Source organism: Chryseobacterium sp. MFBS3-17 (genome assembly GCF_020687745.1).
Lineage (GTDB): Bacteria > Bacteroidota > Bacteroidia > Flavobacteriales > Weeksellaceae > Marnyiella.
Genome location: NZ_JAJEWK010000012.1, coordinates 280,044 through 302,085 on the forward strand (window position 1 = coordinate 280,044; position 22,042 = coordinate 302,085).

At 41.9% G+C, this 22,042-nt stretch carries 19 protein-coding genes and 1 pseudogene; 19 read left to right on the forward strand and 1 reads right to left on the reverse strand.

Annotated elements, in window-relative coordinates; all coding sequences use genetic code 11:
* Positions 1-193: 193 nt before the first annotated feature.
* The 5 genes from LKO26_RS11620 (at position 194) to LKO26_RS11640 (ending at position 5,803) form a co-directional block, all read left to right on the forward strand.
* The gene (locus tag LKO26_RS11620; RefSeq protein WP_227588044.1) at positions 194-1,621 is read left to right on the forward strand and encodes a dicarboxylate/amino acid:cation symporter; all 1,428 of its coding nucleotides are present in this window, start codon (positions 194-196) and stop codon (positions 1,619-1,621) included.
* A gap of 134 nt (positions 1,622-1,755) precedes the next feature.
* A complete protein-coding gene (locus LKO26_RS11625) occupies positions 1,756-2,856 on the forward strand; it encodes an Mrp/NBP35 family ATP-binding protein (RefSeq protein ID WP_227588046.1) in 1,101 nt (366 codons plus the stop codon).
* 45 nt (positions 2,857-2,901) lie between these two features.
* Positions 2,902-3,153 carry a NifU family protein gene (locus LKO26_RS11630; protein WP_227588047.1) on the forward strand — a complete coding sequence of 84 codons (252 nt, stop codon included), beginning with the start codon at positions 2,902-2,904 and terminating at the stop codon, positions 3,151-3,153.
* A gap of 120 nt (positions 3,154-3,273) precedes the next feature.
* The gene (gene dacB / locus LKO26_RS11635) at positions 3,274-4,644 is read left to right on the forward strand and encodes a D-alanyl-D-alanine carboxypeptidase/D-alanyl-D-alanine-endopeptidase (RefSeq protein WP_227588050.1); all 1,371 of its coding nucleotides are present in this window, start codon (positions 3,274-3,276) and stop codon (positions 4,642-4,644) included.
* 4 nt (positions 4,645-4,648) lie between these two features.
* Positions 4,649-5,803: a sensor histidine kinase gene (locus LKO26_RS11640; RefSeq protein ID WP_227588051.1), complete on the forward strand. Its 1,155-nt coding sequence runs from the start codon at positions 4,649-4,651 to the stop codon at positions 5,801-5,803.
* Between the two features lie 29 nt (positions 5,804-5,832).
* Here LKO26_RS11640 and LKO26_RS11645 read toward each other — a convergent pair whose 3' ends face one another.
* Positions 5,833-7,461: a M1 family metallopeptidase gene (locus LKO26_RS11645; protein ID WP_317206386.1), complete on the reverse strand. Its 1,629-nt coding sequence runs from the start codon at positions 7,459-7,461 to the stop codon at positions 5,833-5,835.
* Positions 7,462-7,592: 131 nt separating this feature from the next.
* On the opposite strand from LKO26_RS11645, the gene LKO26_RS11650 reads away from it, so the two are divergent.
* The 14 genes and pseudogenes from LKO26_RS11650 (at position 7,593) to LKO26_RS11710 (ending at position 21,963) form a co-directional block, all read left to right on the forward strand.
* Entirely contained in the window at positions 7,593-8,150 is a 558-nt protein-coding gene (locus LKO26_RS11650; protein ID WP_227588208.1) for an RNA polymerase sigma factor, read from the forward strand.
* Between the two features lie 45 nt (positions 8,151-8,195).
* Complete coding sequence (gene lipA, locus LKO26_RS11655) at positions 8,196-9,062, forward strand: lipoyl synthase (protein WP_227588052.1); 867 nt, start codon at positions 8,196-8,198, stop codon at positions 9,060-9,062.
* 139 nt (positions 9,063-9,201) lie between these two features.
* A complete protein-coding gene (locus LKO26_RS11660) occupies positions 9,202-10,047 on the forward strand; it encodes a dienelactone hydrolase family protein (protein WP_227588053.1) in 846 nt (281 codons plus the stop codon).
* A 22-nt stretch (positions 10,048-10,069) separates the two neighbouring features.
* A complete protein-coding gene (locus tag LKO26_RS11665) occupies positions 10,070-11,326 on the forward strand; it encodes a CinA family nicotinamide mononucleotide deamidase-related protein (protein ID WP_227588054.1) in 1,257 nt (418 codons plus the stop codon).
* 187 nt (positions 11,327-11,513) lie between these two features.
* Positions 11,514-13,604 (forward strand): M13 family metallopeptidase, encoded by a 2,091-nt coding sequence (locus LKO26_RS11670; RefSeq protein WP_227588055.1) that lies wholly within the window; start codon positions 11,514-11,516, stop codon positions 13,602-13,604.
* A gap of 236 nt (positions 13,605-13,840) precedes the next feature.
* Entirely contained in the window at positions 13,841-13,942 is a 102-nt protein-coding gene (locus LKO26_RS11675; RefSeq protein WP_227588056.1) for a type I restriction-modification system subunit M N-terminal domain-containing protein, read from the forward strand.
* 12 nt (positions 13,943-13,954) lie between these two features.
* Positions 13,955-14,254, forward strand: a pseudogene (locus LKO26_RS12780) (type I restriction-modification system subunit M N-terminal domain-containing protein); the annotation flags it as partial.
* Positions 14,255-14,308: 54 nt separating this feature from the next.
* Positions 14,309-15,388 (forward strand): N-6 DNA methylase, encoded by a 1,080-nt coding sequence (locus LKO26_RS11680; protein WP_317206388.1) that lies wholly within the window; start codon positions 14,309-14,311, stop codon positions 15,386-15,388.
* Positions 15,385-15,696 (forward strand): ORF6N domain-containing protein, encoded by a 312-nt coding sequence (locus tag LKO26_RS11685; protein WP_227588059.1) that lies wholly within the window; start codon positions 15,385-15,387, stop codon positions 15,694-15,696. The genes LKO26_RS11680 and LKO26_RS11685 overlap by 4 nt, the downstream gene beginning before the upstream one ends.
* A 7-nt stretch (positions 15,697-15,703) precedes the next feature.
* Entirely contained in the window at positions 15,704-16,570 is an 867-nt protein-coding gene (locus LKO26_RS11690) for a virulence RhuM family protein (RefSeq protein ID WP_227588061.1), read from the forward strand.
* Positions 16,560-17,660, forward strand: a complete 1,101-nt coding sequence (locus LKO26_RS11695; protein WP_227588063.1) for a restriction endonuclease subunit S — start codon at positions 16,560-16,562, stop codon at positions 17,658-17,660. The genes LKO26_RS11690 and LKO26_RS11695 overlap by 11 nt, the downstream gene beginning before the upstream one ends.
* A 19-nt stretch (positions 17,661-17,679) precedes the next feature.
* Positions 17,680-18,303 (forward strand): hypothetical protein, encoded by a 624-nt coding sequence (locus LKO26_RS11700; protein WP_227588065.1) that lies wholly within the window; start codon positions 17,680-17,682, stop codon positions 18,301-18,303.
* A 20-nt stretch (positions 18,304-18,323) separates the two neighbouring features.
* Positions 18,324-18,743: a hypothetical protein gene (locus LKO26_RS11705; RefSeq protein WP_227588066.1), complete on the forward strand. Its 420-nt coding sequence runs from the start codon at positions 18,324-18,326 to the stop codon at positions 18,741-18,743.
* A 10-nt stretch (positions 18,744-18,753) separates the two neighbouring features.
* Complete coding sequence (locus tag LKO26_RS11710) at positions 18,754-21,963, forward strand: type I restriction endonuclease subunit R (RefSeq protein WP_227588067.1); 3,210 nt, start codon at positions 18,754-18,756, stop codon at positions 21,961-21,963.
* Positions 21,964-22,042 lie beyond the last annotated feature (79 nt).

A 22,042-nucleotide genomic window follows, 5' to 3' on the forward strand; every position in this document is an offset into this window, starting at 1 on the left:
AAAAATTTCTTTATTTCCGGATTCAAATGTACACTTTATCTGAAAACAGTTTTTTCATTCAAAAAATATACCGCCATTACCTCCAATCGCTGAAAAAACAGAATTTTTGAACATTTAAAGGCCGGTGATACCAATCTGAATGCCATTAATTCAGAGATTATTTTATATTTGTACCTGATTGAAATAAATTTGTATGAGTCCAACACTACTTCGTATCTTTCCATTCATTACCCTGACCATTGTGGTGCTGCTGCATGGCGTCAATTTTTTTAATCCCCTGCCGGCAGATTATCTGGTTTTCGGACATCTGTTGTTTATATTGGGGATGATTACATTTGCACTGCGCAGAAAAAACCTCACCACATGGATTCTGATCAGTATTGTGATGGGCGTCATTATCGGACGTGATTTTCCCGGTGTGGCACTCTCTCTGCAGCCCCTCAGCCAGGGATTTATCCGACTGGTGAAAACCATTGTAGGGCCTATTTTATTTGCTACGCTGGTCTATGGAATTGCCGGTCATTCTGATTTGAAACAAGTAGGCAGAATGGCGTGGAAGTCTTTGCTCTATTTTTATACAGCTACCACCATTGCATTGTTTATTGGTCTGGCAGCGATTAATATCACCAAAGCCGGTATGGGAATAGATGCCAGTAAAATACCCCATCATGATCTGCCTGCCACTTCTGCCGTAAAAGACGCAGATGTTCAGGCTCTGCAGAATATTCCGGAAGGAACCCAATGGCTGTTTAAAACCACCGCTTTTTTCAGAGATGTTTTCCCAGAGAATATCATTAAATCCATCTATGACAACCAGGTGCTTCAGATTGTGGTATTTGCGGTGATTTTCGGTATTGGCCTGGCCCAGCTGCCGGAGCGGAAGAAAAAACCAATGGTAGATTTCATGGACAGTCTGGCAGAAACCATGTTCAAATATACCCATATCATTATGTATTTTGCACCGGTTGGGGTGGGCGCTGCCATGGCGTATACGGTGGGTCACATGGGCATTGATATTCTGAAATATCTGTTTATGCTGCTGCTCACGCTGTACTGTGCGCTGATTGCTTTTATATTACTGGTGCTCTTGCCTATTGCGCTGTACATGAAAGTGCCTGTACGCAAGTTTGTGCAGGCCGTCAAAGAACCGGTTTCCATCGCATTTGCCACTACCAGTTCAGATGCCGCCTTGCCTGTAGTAATGCAAAATATGGAGCGTTTCGGAGTTCCCAGAAAAGTAGTGTCTTTTGTAGTGCCTACGGGATATTCCTTTAATCTGGACGGAACCACATTGTACCTTTCTCTGGCCTCTATTTTCGTGGCCCAGGCCGCAGGAATTGACCTTTCGTTCGGTCAGCAGTTGCTGATTTGCTTAACGCTGATGATTACCAGCAAAGGGGTGGCGGCAATACCCCGGGCATCCCTCATTATCCTCATTGCCACGGCAGACCAGTTCGGACTGCCGGTATTCATCATTGCAGCCATTCTGGGTATTGACGAACTGATGGATATGGGCCGAACATCGGTAAACGTAATTGGTAACTGCCTGGCATCCGTGATTATCGCCAAGTGGGAGGGCGAGTTTGATCAGGAAAAAGCATTGAACTTTGTGGAAGATTAAGGTAAAGATCTGACACATGATTCGTAATGGAATGATGAAACTTTTGTCAATAATCGTCATCTGATAAATCTCTTATTTAGATTGGCTCTGAATTGGCCGAATTTCCGTAAATTTGCCTTTCAATACAGTAAATTATGTTGACGAAAGCAAAAGTACAGGATTTCCTGAAAGAAATAGAAGTAGAAGACCTGGTAAATAACCTGCAGGTGATGGGCAGCGAGGTGTATATTGATATGACCGCTCACTCGCCGGCAATGCACGAAAAGAAGAAACTGGAAGTAGCGATGAAGCAGGCTTTCAGTTCAGAATTTGGTGAAGAGGTAGTGCTGAAACTCAAGATTATCTCTCCGGAACCGACCCAGGTTCAGCAAAACCAGATCAAGGGCAAGCAAATCCCCGGAATCAAAAACATCATTGCCGTAGCTTCCGGTAAAGGAGGGGTAGGTAAATCTACGGTGGCAGCCAATCTGGCGGTTACCATGGCAAAAATGGGCTTCAAAGTAGGATTGCTGGATGCAGATATTTACGGTCCGTCTGTGCCTACCATGCTGGATACCGAAGGTCAGAAACCGGTTTCCGTGGAGGTAGAGGGCAGAAATTTGATGAAGCCTGTTGAAAATTATGGCGTCAAAATGCTGTCAATCGGGTATTTCTCCGGTGCCAATCAGGCAGTGGTATGGCGGGGACCTATGGCTTCTAAAGCACTGAATCAGATGATTCGTGATGCCCATTGGGGTGAGCTGGATTTTCTTTTGGTAGATCTTCCGCCCGGAACAGGAGATATCCATTTGTCCATCATACAGGAAGTACCGGTTACAGGAGCTGTAATTGTAAGTACACCGCAACATGTGGCTCTGGCCGATGTGAGAAAAGGAATTGCCATGTTCCAGATGGACAGCATCAATATTCCGGTATTGGGACTTATTGAAAATATGGCGTATTTTACACCGGAAGAACTTCCGGATAACAAATATTATATCTTCGGAAACCAGGGCGCACAGTATCTGGCAGAAGATTTGGGGATACCTGTTTTAGGAGAGATTCCACTCATTCAGAGTATTCGCGAGGCCGGAGATGTAGGTCGCCCGGCAGCATTGCAGGAAGGATCCAAAATTGAAGAAATTTATAAACTGACCACTCAGAGAATGGTGGAAAGTCTGGTAGAACGCAATAAAAACCTGCCGCCTACCGAAGCCGTGAAAATCACGACCATGGCCGGCTGCTCCGGCAAATAATGAACCGGCTGTAATGATGAAAAATTATGATAACGCTCTATTAAAATGATGACAAACAGTACAGAACATGAATCTACCGTAACCCGCGTCCTGGAGGCGCTGGAGAGTATTCGTCCCTTTCTGAATAAAGATGGCGGCGATATAGAACTGGTAGATGTGGAAGATAAAAAAGTGATCGTGAAACTACAGGGCAACTGCAATGGCTGCCCCATGAGTTTCTCTACCATGAAACTGGGTGTGGAAAATACCATAAAACAGCACGCACCGGAAATTCAGGAGGTAATCAGCATTAACTGATACCTCAATAATGAAACACATCCCTTTTTGCAAATTGCCGAAAGGGATTTTTATTTCTGTGACCTGCAAAAATGAATCACAGTCTTTTTTCGTTATATTTGAAATTAAAAATTGCATTGTATGAAGAAATTGATGGTTTTGGGAACCTTGTGCTCACAGCTGTTTTTCGCTCAGAATATATCCTCAAAATTAGAAGGAGCCGTAAAAAAACTGATGGACTCTGACCCTGCCACCGCAGCCAGTCTTTCGTTTTATGTGGCCGATGATTCCGGTAATCTGGTGTATGAATATCAGGGGAACAAAGGCCTCACCAGCGCTTCTACTCAAAAAATATTTACAGCCGCTGCCGCACTGGAAACGCTGGGCCGGGACTACACCTACAAAACCACTGCCAGCCACTCCGGTACAGTGGCCAAAGGAGTGCTTGCCGGGAACCTGTTTATTTCCTCTAATGGTGATCCTACATTAGGAAGCTGGCGGTATGACGGCTGGAAACCGGAAAACTTCAAGCAAAAACTCATTAAAGCCATCAAGGAAAAAGGCATCAGTAAAATCAATGGTGACCTGATCATTGATGACGTTTATTTTGACTTTCAGACCGTGCCCGGCGGCTGGCCGTGGGATGATATGGGGAATTATTACGGCGCCGGGGTATGGAGTGTGAACTGGCGTGAAAATCAGTTCGATATGAACCTGAAAAATGGTATCATTCAGGATTTTAATGTGGATATGAAGTCCGTAAGATGGGTGAATGATGTAAAAGTGGGCGGCTCTTCGGATCAGAGTCTTATTTTTACAGCACCGCATTCCACCGTAGGGGTTATCAATGGCACTTTACCTGCAAAGCCAATTACGGTATCCGGCGCTATGCCCAATCCGCCTTTGCAACTGGGACATGAAATCAAAAAATGGCTTGCCGAAAACCGAATTGACTTCAATGGAAAAATCGTCACCAACAGCATGCGAAAAATAGAAGGCCGTGAACTGCTGCGGGCACCGGCCGCCCATGTGTTTTTCACCTACGAATCTCCCACGCTGGAGAAAATTGTATATTGGTTTCTGCGCAGAAGCATCAACCTCTATGGTGAAACGCTGCTGAAGACAATGGCCATGGAAAAAACGGGAACCGGATCTTTTGATGCCGGTCTGGTGTACCTGAAAAGCTTCTGGAAATCTAAAGGCATCAATGAAAAGATGATTAATTTTGCCGACGGAAGCGGCCTTTCGCCACAGAATTATGTTTCTGCCAAAGCAGAGGTGCAATCCTTGCTCTGGACCATGAAGCAGCCCTGGTTCAGCGCGTTCTATAACGGACTGCCAGAGCAGAATGGCATGCGTATGAAAAGCGGCACGGTGAAGGACACCAAATCTTTTGGAGGGTACCACAGTGCCACATCCGGCAAGAAATATGTGTATGCCATTATCATCAATAATTATCAGGGAAATAATGTAAGTGATGCCCTGTATCAGGTACTGAATCATCTAAAATAATGTTTTGAAAAGAGCTTTCCTTGCACGCCTTAATCAGTGGATTGTATTTGCCATATTTACCGTGGTGACCACCGCAATCGTGCTGGCATTTGTCATCCTGATTAATTATTTGCGAAAGGAAGAAATCAAGCGGATAGACTTACTGACCAGCGCCATAAAATTTCAACAGGATGTGGCTGCTCCGGATCCGGAAGTACAGGATTTACTCTTTATGATCACAACTTCCAATACCACCATACCGGTGATTATTCTGGACCGTGACCAGCGGCCTATGTTTCACCGGAATATTAAACCCGAAATTGAAAAGGACGCAGAAGCGCTCACCCAGCTGGCCCTGAATATGGGTCGGAACTATCCGCCCATTGAACTGAAATTCCCGGATGATAATAATCAGTTTGTCTATTATGACAATTCCCGGTTGCTGAACAATCTCCGCTATTCCCCTTATCTGCTTGGGCTGTTTATCTTTTCTTATTTAATTTTTTCTTACTGGTTTCTGCGCACGGTGAAAAAAACGGATGAAGGTTTTCTGTGGGCCGGACTGGCCAAGGAAACCGCTCACCAGATCGGCACGCCACTCTCGTCCATGATCGGGTGGATTGAGATTATGAGAATGGAAAATCCACAGTCTCAGGAAGCTGCAGAAATTGAAAAAGATGTAAACCGCCTCCGTACCATTTCAGAACGTTTCTCCAAAATAGGCTCGGTACCAGAACTGAATGATTTGAATCTCTCTGAAACGGTAGAGCAGAATTTTGAATATCTTAAAAAACGCATTTCCACCAAAATTGTTTTCAGCCTTTCGCTCCCGGAGCATGAGATTCTCATTGCGCATAACCGTATCCTGATGAGCTGGGTCTTAGAAAATATCGTGAAAAACGCAGTAGATGCCATGAAGGGGGAGGGAAAACTGGACGTTACCCTCTACGAAAAAGGGAAAAATATTCTCATCGACTTTAAAGATACGGGTTGCGGTCTGTCTTCCCGGCAGATTGCCAGCGTTTTCAAACCCGGATATTCTACCAAGAAACGGGGCTGGGGTCTGGGACTGAGTCTTGCCAAACGCGTGGTCAATGAATACCACCGTGGTGATATCCGCGTGGCACAGAGTGAACCGGGTAGCGGCTCTACCTTCCGGGTGATTTTAAAACGGAAATAACCGGAGCATTACGAACTCATTCTAAGGTTTTATACTTTGCGGTACTCCACGAAATAATTAGGGTCAAACTGTACATCCAAAGCATTTTTCAGCCGGACTTTTTGCCATTCAGCAGCGGGGTGGATGACCTGTGTACCGTTGATTCTCAGGGGCATCTTCAGATCTTTGACGGTATTCCGATAGCGGAATTTCAGGGTTTTTCCATTTTGTTGATACTCCAGCACCGGCACATCAGTAGTTCTGAGATACTGGTCAAAGACGGTGGATAAATCTATTCCCGATTTTTCCGAGAAGTACTGCTCAATCTGGCGGGTGCTCACCGTCTGCAGACGGAAATCGCGGTTCAGACCCCGCAGAATTTCACGGAATTTCTGGTCATTGTGAATGATGTGGCGTATGGTATGCAGCATATTGGCACCTTTGTAATACATATCGCCGGTACCGGAGTAGCGCACACCGTATTTCCCGATGATGGGTTCGTCATTCACAATATTATGCCGGGTTCCTTGCACATATTTTTCGGCGGCTTCTTTGTTCAGATATTGTTCCGTAAACAGGGTTTCGGAATAAGAGGTAAAAGCCTCGTGAATCCACATATCAGCTTTATCCGCAGCGGTGATATTATTGGCAAACCATTCGTGGCCACTTTCATGAACGATGATGAAATCCCATTTTAAACCTACACCACTCCCCGAAATATCCCGGCCTAGATAGCCGTTTTCATAACGGTTGCCATATGCAATATTGCTCTGGTGTTCCATGCCCAGGTACGGTGCGTCCACCACTTTGAAGCTGTCTTCATAAAAAGGGTATGGGCCAAACCAGTATTCCAGTGCTTTCAGCATGGCATTCACTTGTTTAAACTGTGTTCGGGCTTTGTCCAGGTTTTCCGGCAGTACCCAGTAGTCCAGATCCAGAATGCCGTTTTCGCCGGTATAGGTGTCTTTAAAGTTGACATAATTGGCCATATTCGGAACAATCGAATATCCGTTAATGGGGTTTTTCACTTCCCAGGTATAATGCTTTTTTCCGGCAGATGCGGTGGTCTGAATCAAGCGCCCGTTGCCAACCCCGACCAGATTTTCGGGCGTGGTGATTTTCATGGTGATTCCCTCATCGGGTTCGTCACTCCAGCTGTCTTTCAGCGGCAGCCATACCGATGTGCCGATTCCCTCCTGAGCCACACTCACGAAGGGCATCCCTGCAGAATCTTCCGAGAAAACCCAGCCACCGTCCCAGGGGGCATTTTTGGCAATTACCGGATTTCCTTCGTAAGCGATTGTCAGCGTTTTCCGGTCAGATTTTTTCATGGGTTCTGCTGCATAAACCCATAAAAAATCCCCCTCGCGTTCTGTTTTCAGGACAGTAAAGTCAGCCTTAACTAAGCGGGTTTTCATAGGTTGCTGTATATCAATTTGAAACACCGGTTTTTCGGTATCTTTTACGATGAGGAAATGAATGGTATTGCTGCCGCTTACTTGCCGGCGGGTAGCATCCGGCTCCACAGAAATTTCGTATTTGCGTACATCCCAGAAGTCCCGGAATCGGGTGTCACTGCCTTTCAGGGTATCCACACGGCTGAACTCCTGTGCAGATCCTAAGGCTGAAATCATTAATGCGCTAAAAAACCATTGCTTCATATCAGAAATTTGCTTCAAAATTAACCATATTTTAGAAAGTAAGCATACGGAAAATGACAGACTGTACAGACTGTACTTTTGGTAAACCCTCATTGGCGGTTTGTTTTTATGCTGCAGTAGGGTTATATTTCGTACTTTTACCTTCAGAAATGAAAGACGAACAACTTTTAGAACTGATATATCAGGCCCGGCATAAGGATCAGAAGGCGCAGACACGGCTCATCAATATATTTTGGGTAGATGTGTTCTCTTTTGTCATGAAAAAAGTACAGGACGAAAATGATGCCGATGAAATTACGGTGTCTGTTTTTTCTAAAGTGCTGGCCAAACTGGATTTGTATGATCCCAATTTTCAGTTTAAAACATGGATTCTGACCATTGCACAAAATACGGTAATCGATTTCTGGCGCCGCCGCAAACGCGAAAATATGGATTCTTCTGAAAGTCTGGAATCCATCAGGGATCAGTATGCCAGTTCCCCGGAGGAGTTGCTGATTTCACAGGAAGATCAGGATCAGATTCAGACAATGATTGAAAGCCTTGATCACCACTATCAGGACATCATTCGCCTCAGATTTTTTGAGGAAAAAAGCATCAAGGAAATTGCCGCCGAGCAGAATCTCACGGTGGCCAATACCAAAGTGCGGATTATGAGGGCCAAAAAGCTGCTGTCTGCATTGTTAAAAACCAATGAATTCGATGATTGATGAAAACTATTTCTAATTCCGTATTTTTGTAGATTGTAAAACAAGATGAACACGAACATGGTAGATACAACCGTTCAAAAACCAAAGTGGATCCGCGTAAAATTGCCCACCGGTAAAAATTACCGCGAACTACGTACTTTGGTAGATAAATATAAACTGAATACGATTTGCCAGAGCGGCAGTTGCCCGAATATGGGTGAATGCTGGGGCGAGGGAACTGCAACTTTTATGATTCTGGGCAATATCTGCACCCGCAGCTGTGGATTCTGCGGGGTGAAAACAGGAAAACCGCTGGATGTAAACTGGGATGAACCCGAAAAGGTGGCCCGGTCCATTAAGCTTATGAAAATTAAGCATGCCGTTCTTACATCGGTAGACCGGGATGACCTGAAAGATATGGGCTCCATTCTCTGGGCCGAAACCGTAAACGCAGTGCGCAGAATTTCCCCCGGAACTACGATGGAAACGTTGATTCCGGATTTTCAGGGAATTACCAGACATATAGACCGGATTCTGGAGGTAAAGCCGGAGGTGATTTCGCACAATATGGAAACGGTAAAAAGACTGACACGGGAGGTGAGAATTCAGGCGAAATATGAAAGAAGCCTGGAGGTACTTCGCTATATGAAAGAAGCCGGTCAGAACCGTACCAAAACAGGTCTGATGCTGGGTCTGGGCGAGGAAAAAGATGAGGTATTCCGTACCATAGAAGATATCCGGAATGCACAGGTAGATGTCATCACCATTGGCCAATACCTTCAGCCTACCAAAAAGCACCTGCCGGTGAAGAAATTCATTTCGCCGGAAGAGTTTGAAGAATTTGGTGATTTTGCCCGAAACCTAGGCTTCCGCCATGTGGAAAGTTCACCGCTGGTACGCAGCTCCTACCATGCAGAGAAGCATATTCATTAAACATTACCTTTCACTTGCTAAGTTTTAACACATCGTTTATACAAAGGTTTCGCCACAATGCGGAACCTTTTATTTTTTCCTGAATATTTATGCCGGAAGCAGAAAAAAATAGTTAATTTTAAACTTCAAATTCTGAACTATGAAAATTACATTTTATACCCTTGCTGCAGCAGCATTGCTTGCGTTCACATCATGTGCAGATAAACCGACTCATACGAATCAAACAGATCAGGTAACATCTGCAACCGCACAGATTCCGGAGCATGTAAAAACCGAAGAGATTTCCTATATCATCAACGGCGTGACGCACCGCTCCTTTGCCGCCTACAATGCTGATCTGGAGGGCGAACTTCCGGTAGTATTTGTTTTGCCGGAATGGTGGGGTCTTACAGAATATATCAAAAACCGGGTGCAGCAACTGGCAGGCCTGGGCTATTACGCAGTAGCAGTAGATTATTATGGAGAAGGCAGGGTAGTGGATACGGTGGAAGAAGCGCAGAAACTGTCTTCACATTTTTATAATATTCCCATTGATGCCCGCCGTATGTTTGACGCCGTGAAAAATAAAGTAATCATTACCCCCAATGCAGATTACAGTAAAATGGCTGTGATAGGATACTGCTTCGGTGGTGCACAGGCGCTGAACATGGGCCGTTTGTCACCGGACTTCAAAGGGGTGGTGAGTTTCCACGGAAATCTGGATACCGGAATAAAACCAAAAAACCGTTCCGTACAATATCTGGTCCTGAACGGTGAAGCAGATGATTTTGTGCCAAAAGAAGAAATAGAACAGTTCAAAAAAGAAATGGACAGCGCGCAGATTAAATATAAGTTCGTGAACTATCCGGGCGCCAAACATGCCTTTACCAATCCCGATGCCACGGAGACCGGTAAGAAATTTAACCTGGATATTGCTTACAACCAGGAGGCCGATGAAAAATCCTGGAACGAAATGACCATATTTTTGGCCGATATTTTTAAATAATAGCAAACCCGGCAAAAACCGCATGAAGGCAGTATTGATTATTATTGGCGATGAAATCCTATCCGGCAATACTCTGGACACCAACTCCAATTTTATGGCTGTAGAGCTGAAAAAAATCGGGATGGCAGTAGCAGAAGTGTACATCGTGCCCGATGAGGTGGAAGCCATAAAGGAAGCGCTGGGAAAAGGCCTGGAAAAAGCAGAAGTCATTCTGGCTACCGGTGGACTGGGACCTACGAGAGACGACAAAACTAAAACGGCTTTCGCTGAATTTTTTGATGACTCGCTTACCATGAAGCCGGAAGCACTGGAACACCTCACCAAACTGCTCGAAAAACGAAACCGGGCACATCTGCTGGAGGCAAACCGGCATCAGGCCATCACCCTCTCCCGAGCCTCTGTCATCCAAAATGACCATGGTACAGCACCTTGTCAACGCATCGAGCACAACGGAAAGCTGATTTTCTGTCTGCCCGGAGTTCCTTATGAAGTCAAACCGCTCATTACCGAAAAAATCATACCGTTCATCAGGGAAAAATATTCATTGCCCCACATTGAAACCCGCATTATTTCGGTGGTGAATGTCCCGGAAAGTGTCCTTGCCATGACCATCTCAGAATGGGAGACGAGTCTGCCGGAAGCTCTGGAACTGTCATATCTTCCCATCGGAAACCGTGTGAAACTCAGACTGACCGGTACCGGAAAAAACCTGGCAAACCTTACCCGTCTGCTGGATGAAGCGATTGAAAAACTACGTCCGTTAATCGGTGCAAATGTCATATCCTGGGATGGTAATGAAATTCAGGAAATCCTGAAAAATCTGTTGGTTCAGAAAAAACTGACGGTTTCTGCGGCAGAGAGTTGTACCGGCGGTGAGCTGGCGCGCTTGCTGACATCGGTTACCGGCAGTTCTCAATTCTTTCCGGGCGGAATTATTCCCTACGATTTTCACAAGAAAATCGAATTGCTGCGCGTTTCTGCATCCACTATTCAGCAGCATACAGTCGTTTCAGCAGAAGTGGCAGAAGAAATGGCTGAGGGTTGCCGGAAGTTGTTTCGTACAGATATTGCAGTCGCAACTACGGGCGTGGCCGGCCCCGGCACAGATGAATTCAACAATGAAGTGGGGTTGGTGTATTATACCATCTGCACCGCTGATCTGGTGAAAACCAACAAACTCTATTTGCCGCATCTGCACCGCAATGATTTTGCCAATTTTGTCTCCCAGAGGGTTTTACAGGATCTGGTGGAAATTTTAGTTCAGGAATCGGCATCATAACCGTAAGAATCTGATGTTTTGATGAGGTTAAGGACTTGAAATTCAGAAGGATCGTGCCTGGGAAAAGCTGCAATTGTATTCATGGCTAAAGCATAAACCCTGTGCAGCGGCTGTCCACCAAAACTGGGTCAGGCTATGCGGGCAGAAATCATTATCTTTGAACGTTTTTATAAATAAATCATCATCAATGAAAAAGATAAGCATCAGTGCGCTGGCATTTGCCGGAGTGGTTTTTCTGAACTCCTGCACCGCCAAGCAAGCTCAACAAACAACCGAAACTGCTGTTTCCGAAGCAGCACATACGCCCAAAGAAACCATCAAAGAAGAAGGACTGGATCTGCACTATATGGACCGTTCTGCTCGTCCGCAGGATGATTTTTTCAGTTTCGTAAACGGGAACTGGTATAAGACTACAGACATTCCTTCGGACAAAACCACCTGGGGTTCTTTTAATAAACTTCGTGAAGATACAGACAATGCTTCGCTGGAAATTTTAAATAAGATTTTAACCGACAATTATACACCGGGATCTGAAGGTCAGAAAATTCAGGCACTCTACGGAACCTTTATGGACTGGGATCAGCGTAATGCAGACGGCATCAATCCCATCAAGGCAGATCTGGCGAAGATAGACCGCATCAAAACCGTAAAAGATCTGGAAAATTACCTTACTGAAGCTACCAAAACCGGTGACAATCCGTTTTATGCATGGCGTGTAAGTGCAGATATGAAAAACTCTGTAATGAATGCCGTGTATCTGGGTGGTGCGAGCCTGGGACTGGGCAGAGATTATTATCAGAAGGAAAGTGATGCCAATACCAAAACGCTGGCAGAATATAAAAACTACCTGGAAAAACTCTTTACCATCACCGGTCAGAAGAATGCCGGTACAGCCGCTCAGAAAGTAGTGAATTTTGAGAAAAAACTGGCCAAGGATATGCTGACCAATGAGCAAAACAGGGATGCGAACCTGCGCTACAATCCAAAGAATGTCACGGAACTTCCGGCACTGGTAAAAAGTGTGAACCTTCAGAAATATCTGAAGGATGTGGGCGTGAATACGGATAAGGTTATTGTAACCGAAATCAAATATTACCAGAATATGGACGGCTGGATGACTGCCAAAAACCTGCCGCTCATCAAGGATTATATGAAAGCCCGTATGATCTCCGGAAACGCCGGAAATCTGGACAAAAGGCTGGATGATCTGCAGTTTGATTTCTATTCCAGATATCTGCAGGGCCAGAAGGAGCAGCGCCCGATGGATAAACGTGCACTGGGCGTGGTAAACGGAACACTGGGCGAAGCATTCGGGAAATTGTATGTGGAAAAGTATTTCCCTGCAGAAGCCAAGGAACAAATGGAAACCTATATTGATTACCTGAAAAAAGCCTTTGAATATCATATTGACAATCTGGACTGGATGTCTGCCGAAACCAAGGTAAAAGCTCAGGAAAAACTGTCTAAATTCGGGGTTAAAATTGCCTATCCGGATCAGTGGAGAGACTATTCAAAATTGGTTCTGAAATCTCCTGCAGAAGGCGGTTCCTATTATGACAACCTGCACAAAGTCACAGAATGGCACTACCAGCGCAATCTGAATAAAGTAGGCAAGCCGGTAGACAAAACAGAGTGGGGAATGTCTCCGCAAACGGTGAATGCTTACTACAGTGGTTCTAACAATGAAATCGTTTTTCCGGCAGCAATTCTGCAGCCGCCCTTCTTTAACTTCAAAGCAGATCCTGCGGTGAATTTCGGGGGCATCGGGGCGGTAATCGGGCACGAAATTTCTCACGGTTTTGATGATTCCGGTTCCCGTTTTGACGGAGATGGTAACCTGAACAACTGGTGGACAGATGCAGACCGTAAAAACTTTGATGCTAAAGTAGGTCAGCTGGCAGATCAGTACAGCAAGTATGAGCCGGTGCCGGGCAGTTTCATCAATGGTAAATTTACCAGTGGCGAAAATATTGGTGACCTGGGCGGTGTGGCTGTGGCCTATACCGCACTGCAAATGTATCTGAAAGATCACGGGAATCCGGGACCGATCAGCGGATTTACACAGGACCAGCGCTTTTTCATGAGTTGGGCAACCGTGTGGCGTACCAAATCTACAGAGCAGTACATGACGAATCAGGTGAAAACCGATCCGCATTCACCGGGCTATTTCCGTTCCTTCGGTCCGCTCGTGAATCAGGATGCATTCTACAAAGCCTTTGACGTAAAACCGGGAGACAAACTCTACAAAGCTCCGGAAGAAAGAATTAAAATCTGGTAGGGGGAAATTCCTGTCAGATTAAGGTATCTGCAGAGACGCACGAGGTTGTGTCTCTGCTTTTTTATTTCAGTACAATTTTGTATTTTTGAAAGATAGCAAACACAAATGAATGAAAAGCTGCTTCACATTCAGTACAGCCGCTTTTGGCGAACATACAACTTTAGAAATAACCGACAAAAATTTATTGCCATACAATATATGGCAACAGAAATTATACCCAAAATTCAATTACCCGAATGGCTAAAAAACAAAAAGAAAAAGTAGAAGAAACGATAGAAAAAACACTGTGGAAGGCAGCAGATAAACTGCGAAAAAACATCAATGCGGCAGAATACTAAGATGTCGTTCTTGGATTGATTTTCTTAAAATATATATCCATTGCATTTGAGAAATTACACGCAGAATTAACCGCGCAAATCGGTCAGGGAGCGGATCCGGAAGACAGAGAAGAATACACGGCAGAAAACGTATTCTTTGTGCCACCTTCAGCGCGTTGGTCGTTTTTACAATCTAGTGCGAAGCAACCTACGATTGGTAAAATTGTAGATGATGGAATGGATGCTATTGAGGCGGAAAACCCACAATTGAAAGGTATTTTACCAAAAGTTTATGCCAAACAAAATTTGGATCCTACCAGTTTAGGAGATTTGATCGACTTGATTGGCAACATTAATTTTGGCGATACGCAGGAGCGTTCTGCCGATGTGTTAGGACACGTATTTGAGTATTTCTTAGGTCAGTTCGCCTTAGCTGAAGGACAAAAAGGTGGACAATTCTACACGCCTCGTTCGGTTGTAGAATTATTGGTAGAAATGCTGGAACCCCACAAAGGTCGTGTATTCGATCCGTGTTGTGGTTCGGGTGGTATGTTTGTGCAGTCGGAAAAGTTTGTGGAAGAACATCAGGGAAGAATAGATGATATCTCGATTTACGGACAAGAATCCAACCAAACCACCTGGCGTTTGGCAAAGATGAACTTAGCCATTCGTGGGATTGATTCTACGGGCGTAAAATGGAATTCGGAAGGTTCGTTTTTGAACGATGCACACAAAGATTTAAAAGCCGATTATATCATTGCGAATCCTCCGTTTAACGTGAGCGATTGGTCGGGTGATTTATTGCGTAATGATGCGCGTTGGCAGTTTGGTACACCTCCCGTAGGAAATGCCAACTTTGGTTGGTTACAACATTTTATCCATCACTTGGCACCAACAGGACAAGCGGGTGTGGTATTAGCAAAAGGAGCCTTAACGTCTAAAACGTCGGGGGAAGGAGAAATCCGTAAAAACTTAATCGAGGAAGGTTTGATTGACTGTATTGTCAACTTACCAGCCAAGTTGTTCCTCAATACGCAAATTCCTGCGGCCTTATGGTTTATGCGCCGTAAGAAAGTACCAAATCCAAAATTCCGTAATACCGAAAACGAAATCTTGTTTATCGATGCACGAAATTTAGGACATCTGATTAACCGTAGAAACCGTGAATTAAGCAAAGAGGATATCGACTTAATTGCTTCTACCTACCACAATTGGCGTAATGTCGATGGGCAATACGAAGATGTAGCGGGTTTCTGTGCTTCGGTTCCTATATCTAAAGTGGCTGAGTTAGATTATGTATTGACGCCTGGGCGCTATGTGGGCTTACCTGATGAAGAAGACGATTTTAACTTTGTTGAACGTTTTATGTCATTGAAAACAACTTTAGAAGAACAATTAGCCAAAGAAGCGGAACTGAATACGATTATTGCGGAGAACTTGTCTAAAATTGAACTGCCGAAAGAATGAGTAAAGATTTAACCCTTTCCCAACAACATATAGAAAACCGAATTTTTACGATTCGGGGGAAACAAGTTATGTTCGACAGAGATCTGGCAGAAATGTACCAGGTGGAAGTAAAAAGGTTAAATGAACAGGTAAAACGCAACATTGACCGGTTTCCCGAGACATTTCGTTTTCAATTGAATACCCAAGAAAAAGATGAACTGGTCGCAAATTGCGACCGGTTCGAATCGTTAAAACATTCCGCTGTAAATCCGTATACTTTTACAGAGCAAGGTGTAGCGATGCTGTCTGTTATTTTTAAATTCAATTAAGAGTCCTATGACAAACGAAATTATACTCTACCAATCGGATGATTTACCAGAACGGATTGAAGTAATCATAGAAGGAGAAACTGTTTGGCTGTCTCAAGAGCAAATGGCTCAACTCTTTAGTCAAACGAAGCAAAATATAAGCTTACATATCAACAATTGCTATAAGGAAGGAGAATTAGATAGAAAGGCAACTGTCAAGGAATCCTTGACAGTTCGAAAAGAAGGAAATAGAACCGTGCGAAGAATGATAGAGTTCTATAACCTCGATGTAATTATCTCTGTTGGTTATCGCGTTAAATCAAAGCAGGGTACTCAGTTTAGAATTTGGGCTACGAACGTATTGAGAGAGTATTTATTAAAAGGGTATGCACTGAATCAACGTATGGATCGAGTTGAAAACCATGTGGACGAGCTCAGTAAGAAAATGGATATCATATCTTTACAGATCGAATCTAATAAACTTCCTAATCAAGGCGTTTTCTTCAATGGACAGGTGTTTGATGCTTACAACTTTGTGTCTGATCTGGTACGAAATGCCAAATCCTCTATTCTCCTTATCGATAATTATGTGGACGACACGGTGTTGACTTTATTAAGTAAAAGGAAAAAGAATGTGAAAGCCAATATCTATACGGCAACTATTAGCCAACAGCTGCGCTTGGATCTGCAGAAACATAATCAGCAGTATCCAGCAACAGGTATCCATTTATTCAAACAAAGCCACGATCGTTTCTTGATTATCGATGATAGGGAGCTGTATCATATTGGTGCTTCGCTCAAAGATTTAGGGAAGAAATGGTTTGCATTTTCTCGAATGGATAGCTTGTGTAAGGATGTATTAAGTAAAATAAAAAGGGGGAATAATGGAGAATAGTAATTGGAATTCAGATAAATTAGGTTCTGTTATAGAAATTAAATATGGGAAAGATCATAAAAAGTTAAGTGAGGGAAATTTTCCTTGTTTAGGCAGTGGTGGGATTATGCGTTATGTTGATTCTTATCTCTATGATGATGAATCTATTTTAATACCTCGAAAAGGTTCTTTGAATAATATTATGTTTCAAGATAGCCCTTTTTGGACTGTTGATACAATGTTTTGGTCAAAAATTGATAAATCAAAAGTATTCCCAAAATATCTATTCTATCAATTAACATTGATTGATTATGAAAATTTGAATGTAGGTTCTGCAGTTCCGAGTTTAACTGTTCCTGTAATTAATGAAATCGAAATCCAACTTCCCCCACTTCCCGAGCAAAAAGCCATTGCATCGGTCTTGTCGAGTTTGGATGATAAAATCGACTTATTACACCAACAAAACCAAACCTTAGAGGCTTTGGCGGAAACTTTATTCCGTCAGTGGTTTATTGAAGGTGAAAATGAGAAAAGGGTTATATATAATTTACATGATTTAGTAGATAGTGTTTCAGTTAAACATGATTTTTTAAAAAATGAATTGATTTTTTTAAATACATCAGATATTTTGAAAGGTAATATTTTGCACAATAATTATTCAAGTGTTAAAGATTTGCCGGGCCAGGCAAAAAAATCAATTCAAAGAAAAGATATATTATTTAGTGAAATTAGACCAGCAAATGGAAGATGGGCATTTGTTGACTTTGATGCAGATGATTTTGTTGTTTCAACAAAGCTTATGGTATTAAGATCAAAAGGAATTTTATCTCCCGAATTTCTTTACCTATATCTAACACAAAATTACATTGTAAATGAACTACAACTATTAGCTGAGGATAGATCTGGTACATTTCCACAAATTACATTTGATATTCTTAAAAAGTTTGAAATTAGTTTTTCTTCGGAACAATTAATGCAACAAGCAAATGAATATTCTGTAAGTTTTCTAACAAAAATATCAGAAAATCAACAACAAATCCAAACCCTAACCCAACTTCGCGATACCTTATTACCAAAGTTAATGAGTGGTGAGGTGAGGGTGAAGTTATAATAATAGAGCGAAACACCAAATGCTACTTACAGAGATCGATCAGCAGTTTACGCAACATTACAGGCAACTTTTAGACATTCAAAAGGATATCTACAAACAGTTGTGTAATTATCCTTTCAAATTAGATGATAACGAAATTACCGAAAGCGTCATCAATAGAATGCACGCTTTCTGGTATTTTAATGTTAATAACAATAAAGAAATCCTAGGAAGGCAGGCCAATAGCGTAGCAGCCGATTTTTTTACAGAAACAGTTCTATTGTTTATAAAGAGTTATTTTGCAAAATATCCTGAGGTACAAGTCTATTCGGAGAGGAGTATTGTTAAAGGCAAAAAGTCTATAAAACCAGATATTTCTATTTGGAAGTGCGAGGAGCTTATTGGCGTTTTAGAACTAAAGGTAAATGACGGATGGAAGCGTAAAGCTATCGGAGAACATTTACAAAATAGAGAAGCCAAAATAAAAAATATTTTTCCGCATTGTTATTTCGGAGTTCTTGCCTTTTGGAACTTTTTTGATACCGCTTCCCCAGATTGGAATACAAAATATATTGGCCTAAAAAACTGGAATGCTAAAGGAGGAATTGCAACGAATGGAAGGATAGAAAATTTAATAAGAAATATAGAAGCTAAGCTTCAATAAATAAAATAAAACCAAAAATCATGAAAATTATCGCTTTATTAGGAACTGAGAATTCAGGGAAATCACATACCATTAATACTACCTATTCTTTTTTACTACGTGATGGTTATACGCAAGTACCAGGATATTTTAGAGTTTTAGGAAATCCAAAATTTGAGGATTTTTTTGATATTTTATTTAAAAACGACATTAAGGTTGGTTTTGTTGGGATGGGAGATTATATCGTTGGTCCTGGTAAAAGTCTAAAAAGTCTTTTACAAGAGTTAGAGAATCTCGGTTGTGATGTAGCGATATGTGCGTGTCGTGATGAGCCAAAAATAAAGGCCGCTGTGTCCACTTTTACTAATCATCATTTTGTTAATAAAACGAGCTCTTCATCAGAAGAGTTTTATAGAGTGGTTAATGCAGCAGATGCTCAAAAATTAATTACTTTAATTTAATTTTTTCATAATGACCGAAAACGAAATTGAAAAACTCGCTATAGAATTATTAGAACACCAAGGATATACCTATATCAATGGTGTTCAATTAGCTCCTGATGCAGGTGATCTAGAAAGAACATCATTTGAAGAAGTGGTGTTAAAACAACGTTTAGAAAATGCGGTTCGTCGTATCAATCCAAATATTCCTGTAGATGTACAACAAGATGCTGTAAAGCAAATCTTGCGTATTGCTTCGCCTGATGTTTTATCCAATAACGAAACCTTTCATCGTTTACTAACGGAAGGTATTCCGGTAACCAAACGTGTAGATGGGCAAGAACGAGGGGATCGTGTGTTTTTAATAGATTTTGAAAATCCATTAAACAACGAATTTTTAGTAGTCAACCAGTTTACAATTGTAGAAAACGGAGTCAATAAAAGACCGGACATTATCCTTTTTGTCAATGGTTTACCATTAGTTGTTATCGAATTAAAGAACGCTACGGATGATAAAACCACCATTCAGTCTGCCTTTCGCCAGATAGAAACCTATAAAGCAATGATTTCATCATTGTTTACTTTCAATGCTTTTTCGGTTATTTCTGATGGATTGGAAGCAAAAGCAGGAACAATTTCGGCAGGCTTAAGTCGTTTTATGGCTTGGAAAACCACAGATGGTATCTCCGAAGCATCAAAACAAATCAGCCAATTAGAAACATTAATAAAAGGAATGTTGCAACCAACCGTGTTATTGGATTTGGTCAGACATTTTGTGGTTTTTGAAAAATTTAGAAAGGAAGACACTGAAGGAATTGTTACCGTTCAAACAGTAAAGAAATTAGCCGCTTATCATCAATATTATGCAGTAAATCGTGCGGTAGAATCTACTAAAAGAGCTTCTGGTTTTGTTTCAAAACAAACATTAGGGAATTTATTAAATGAATCTCCAGAAAGCTATGGTTTACCTGGTGTGAAAAATCAACCCGAAGGCGATCGAAAAGGTGGTGTAGTGTGGCATACACAAGGTTCGGGTAAATCGTTGTCTATGGTGTTTTATACAGGTAAAATTGTATTAGCCTTAGATAATCCAACGGTTTTAGTGATAACAGACCGTAATGATTTGGACGATCAATTATTTGATACGTTTGCAGCATCGAAGCAATTGTTGCGTCAAGATCCTGTTCAAGCAACCGATCGCAAACAGTTAAAAGACCTATTGAAGGTAAATTCAGGAGGCGTAATTTTTACAACGATACAAAAATTTCAACCGGAAGAAGGTAACGTTTTTGAAACGCTATCGGCTAGAGAAAACATTATTGTCATAGCAGACGAGGCGCACCGTACACAGTATGGTTTTAGTGCAAAAACAGTTGATGATAAGGATGAGAACGGTAATGTAATTGGTAAAAAAATCGTGTATGGATTTGCCAAGTATATGCGTGATGCCTTACCCAATGCGACGTATTTAGGTTTTACAGGAACACCTATTGAAAGTACGGATGTCAATACACCAGCAGTTTTTGGTAATTACGTAGATATTTACGATATAGCTCAAGCTGTTGAAGACGGAGCAACAGTTCGTATTTTCTATGAAAGCCGATTGGCGAAGGTAAAACTAACAGAAGAAGGAAAAGAATTGGTGGATGAGCTGGATGATGAATTGGATCAAGAAGATTTAACAGCCACTCAAAAAGCCAAAAGTAAATGGACACAGTTAGAAGCCTTGATTGGCGGAAAACAACGTGTTCAAAATATAGCTGCTGATATTGTCGGTCATTTTACGCAACGTCAGGAAGTGTTTCAAGGGAAAGCAATGATCGTGTCAATGAGTCGTCGTATTGCGGCGGATTTGTACAATGCGATTATTGCTATAAAACCTGAATGGCATTCGGACGATTTGAAAAAAGGAAAGATAAAAGTTATTATGACTTCTGCATCTTCTGATGGTCCTGAATTAGCTAAATTCCATACAACAAAAGAGCAACGTAGAATGTTAGCCGAACGTATGAAAGATCCTAATGACGAATTAGAATTAGTGATTGTTCGTGATATGTGGTTAACGGGTTTCGATGCTCCGAGTATGCACACGTTGTATATCGATAAACCTATGAAAGGGCATAACCTTATGCAGGCGATTGCTCGCGTAAATCGGGTGTATAAGGATAAGCCAGGAGGTTTAATCGTCGATTATTTAGGCATTGCTTCCGATTTGAAAAAAGCATTAGCTTTCTATTCAGACGCAGGAGGGAAAGGTGATCCAGCAGTGGCACAAGAACAGGCCGTCGCAATCATGTTGGAAAAAATTGAAGTGATTTCTGCCATGTATCATGGTTTCCCTTATGAAGATTATTTTGATGCTGATACATCCAAAAAACTGTCGATGATTTTAGCTGCCGAAGATCATATTTTAGGATTAGAGGATGGCAAGAAAAGATACATAGATGAAGTGACCGCTTTATCAAAAGCATTTGCCATTGCTATACCACATGATCAAGCCATGGATGCCAAAGATGAGATTTCTTTTTTCCAAGCCGTGAAAGCGAGATTGGCTAAGTTTGATAGTACGGGATCAGGCAAAACAGATGAAGAAATTGAAACCACCATTCGTCAAGTAATTGATCAAGCTTTAGTATCCGATCAAGTAATTGATGTCTTCGATGCAGCGGGTATTAAAAAACCTGATATTTCTATTTTATCCGACGAGTTTTTGATGGAGTTGAAAGATATGCAACATAAAAATGTGGCCTTAGAAGTGTTGAAAAAATTATTGAAAGATGAGATAAAATCGAGAGCAAAAACCAATTTGGTTCAAAGTAAGAAGTTATTGGAAATGTTAGAACAGTCCATTAATCGGTACCATAATAAAATTTTAACCGCAGCTGAAGTAATCGACGAATTAATTCATTTAAGTAAAGATATTGTTCAATTAGATTCTGAAGCACAGAAGTTAGGTTTATCAGAATATGAGTATGCTTTTTATACAGCTGTTGCAAATAATGATAGTGCGCTTGAGTTAATTCAAAAAGATCGCTTACGTGAATTAGCAGTGGAATTAACCAACACAATAAAACAAAACGCAAGCATCGATTGGAACATCAAAGAGAGCGTTCGTGCGAAATTAAAAGTAGCTGTAAAACGATTATTACGCAAATATGGCTATCCACCAGATATGCAATTACTAGCAACAGAAACAGTATTGAAACAAGCAGAGATGTTAGCGAAGGAACTTTCTAATTAAAAATTCAAAAAATACGAATAAAAGCATAGCAGATATTTCAATTGTATTGAGAAACAACAAAATTAGTAAGTACAGGTTT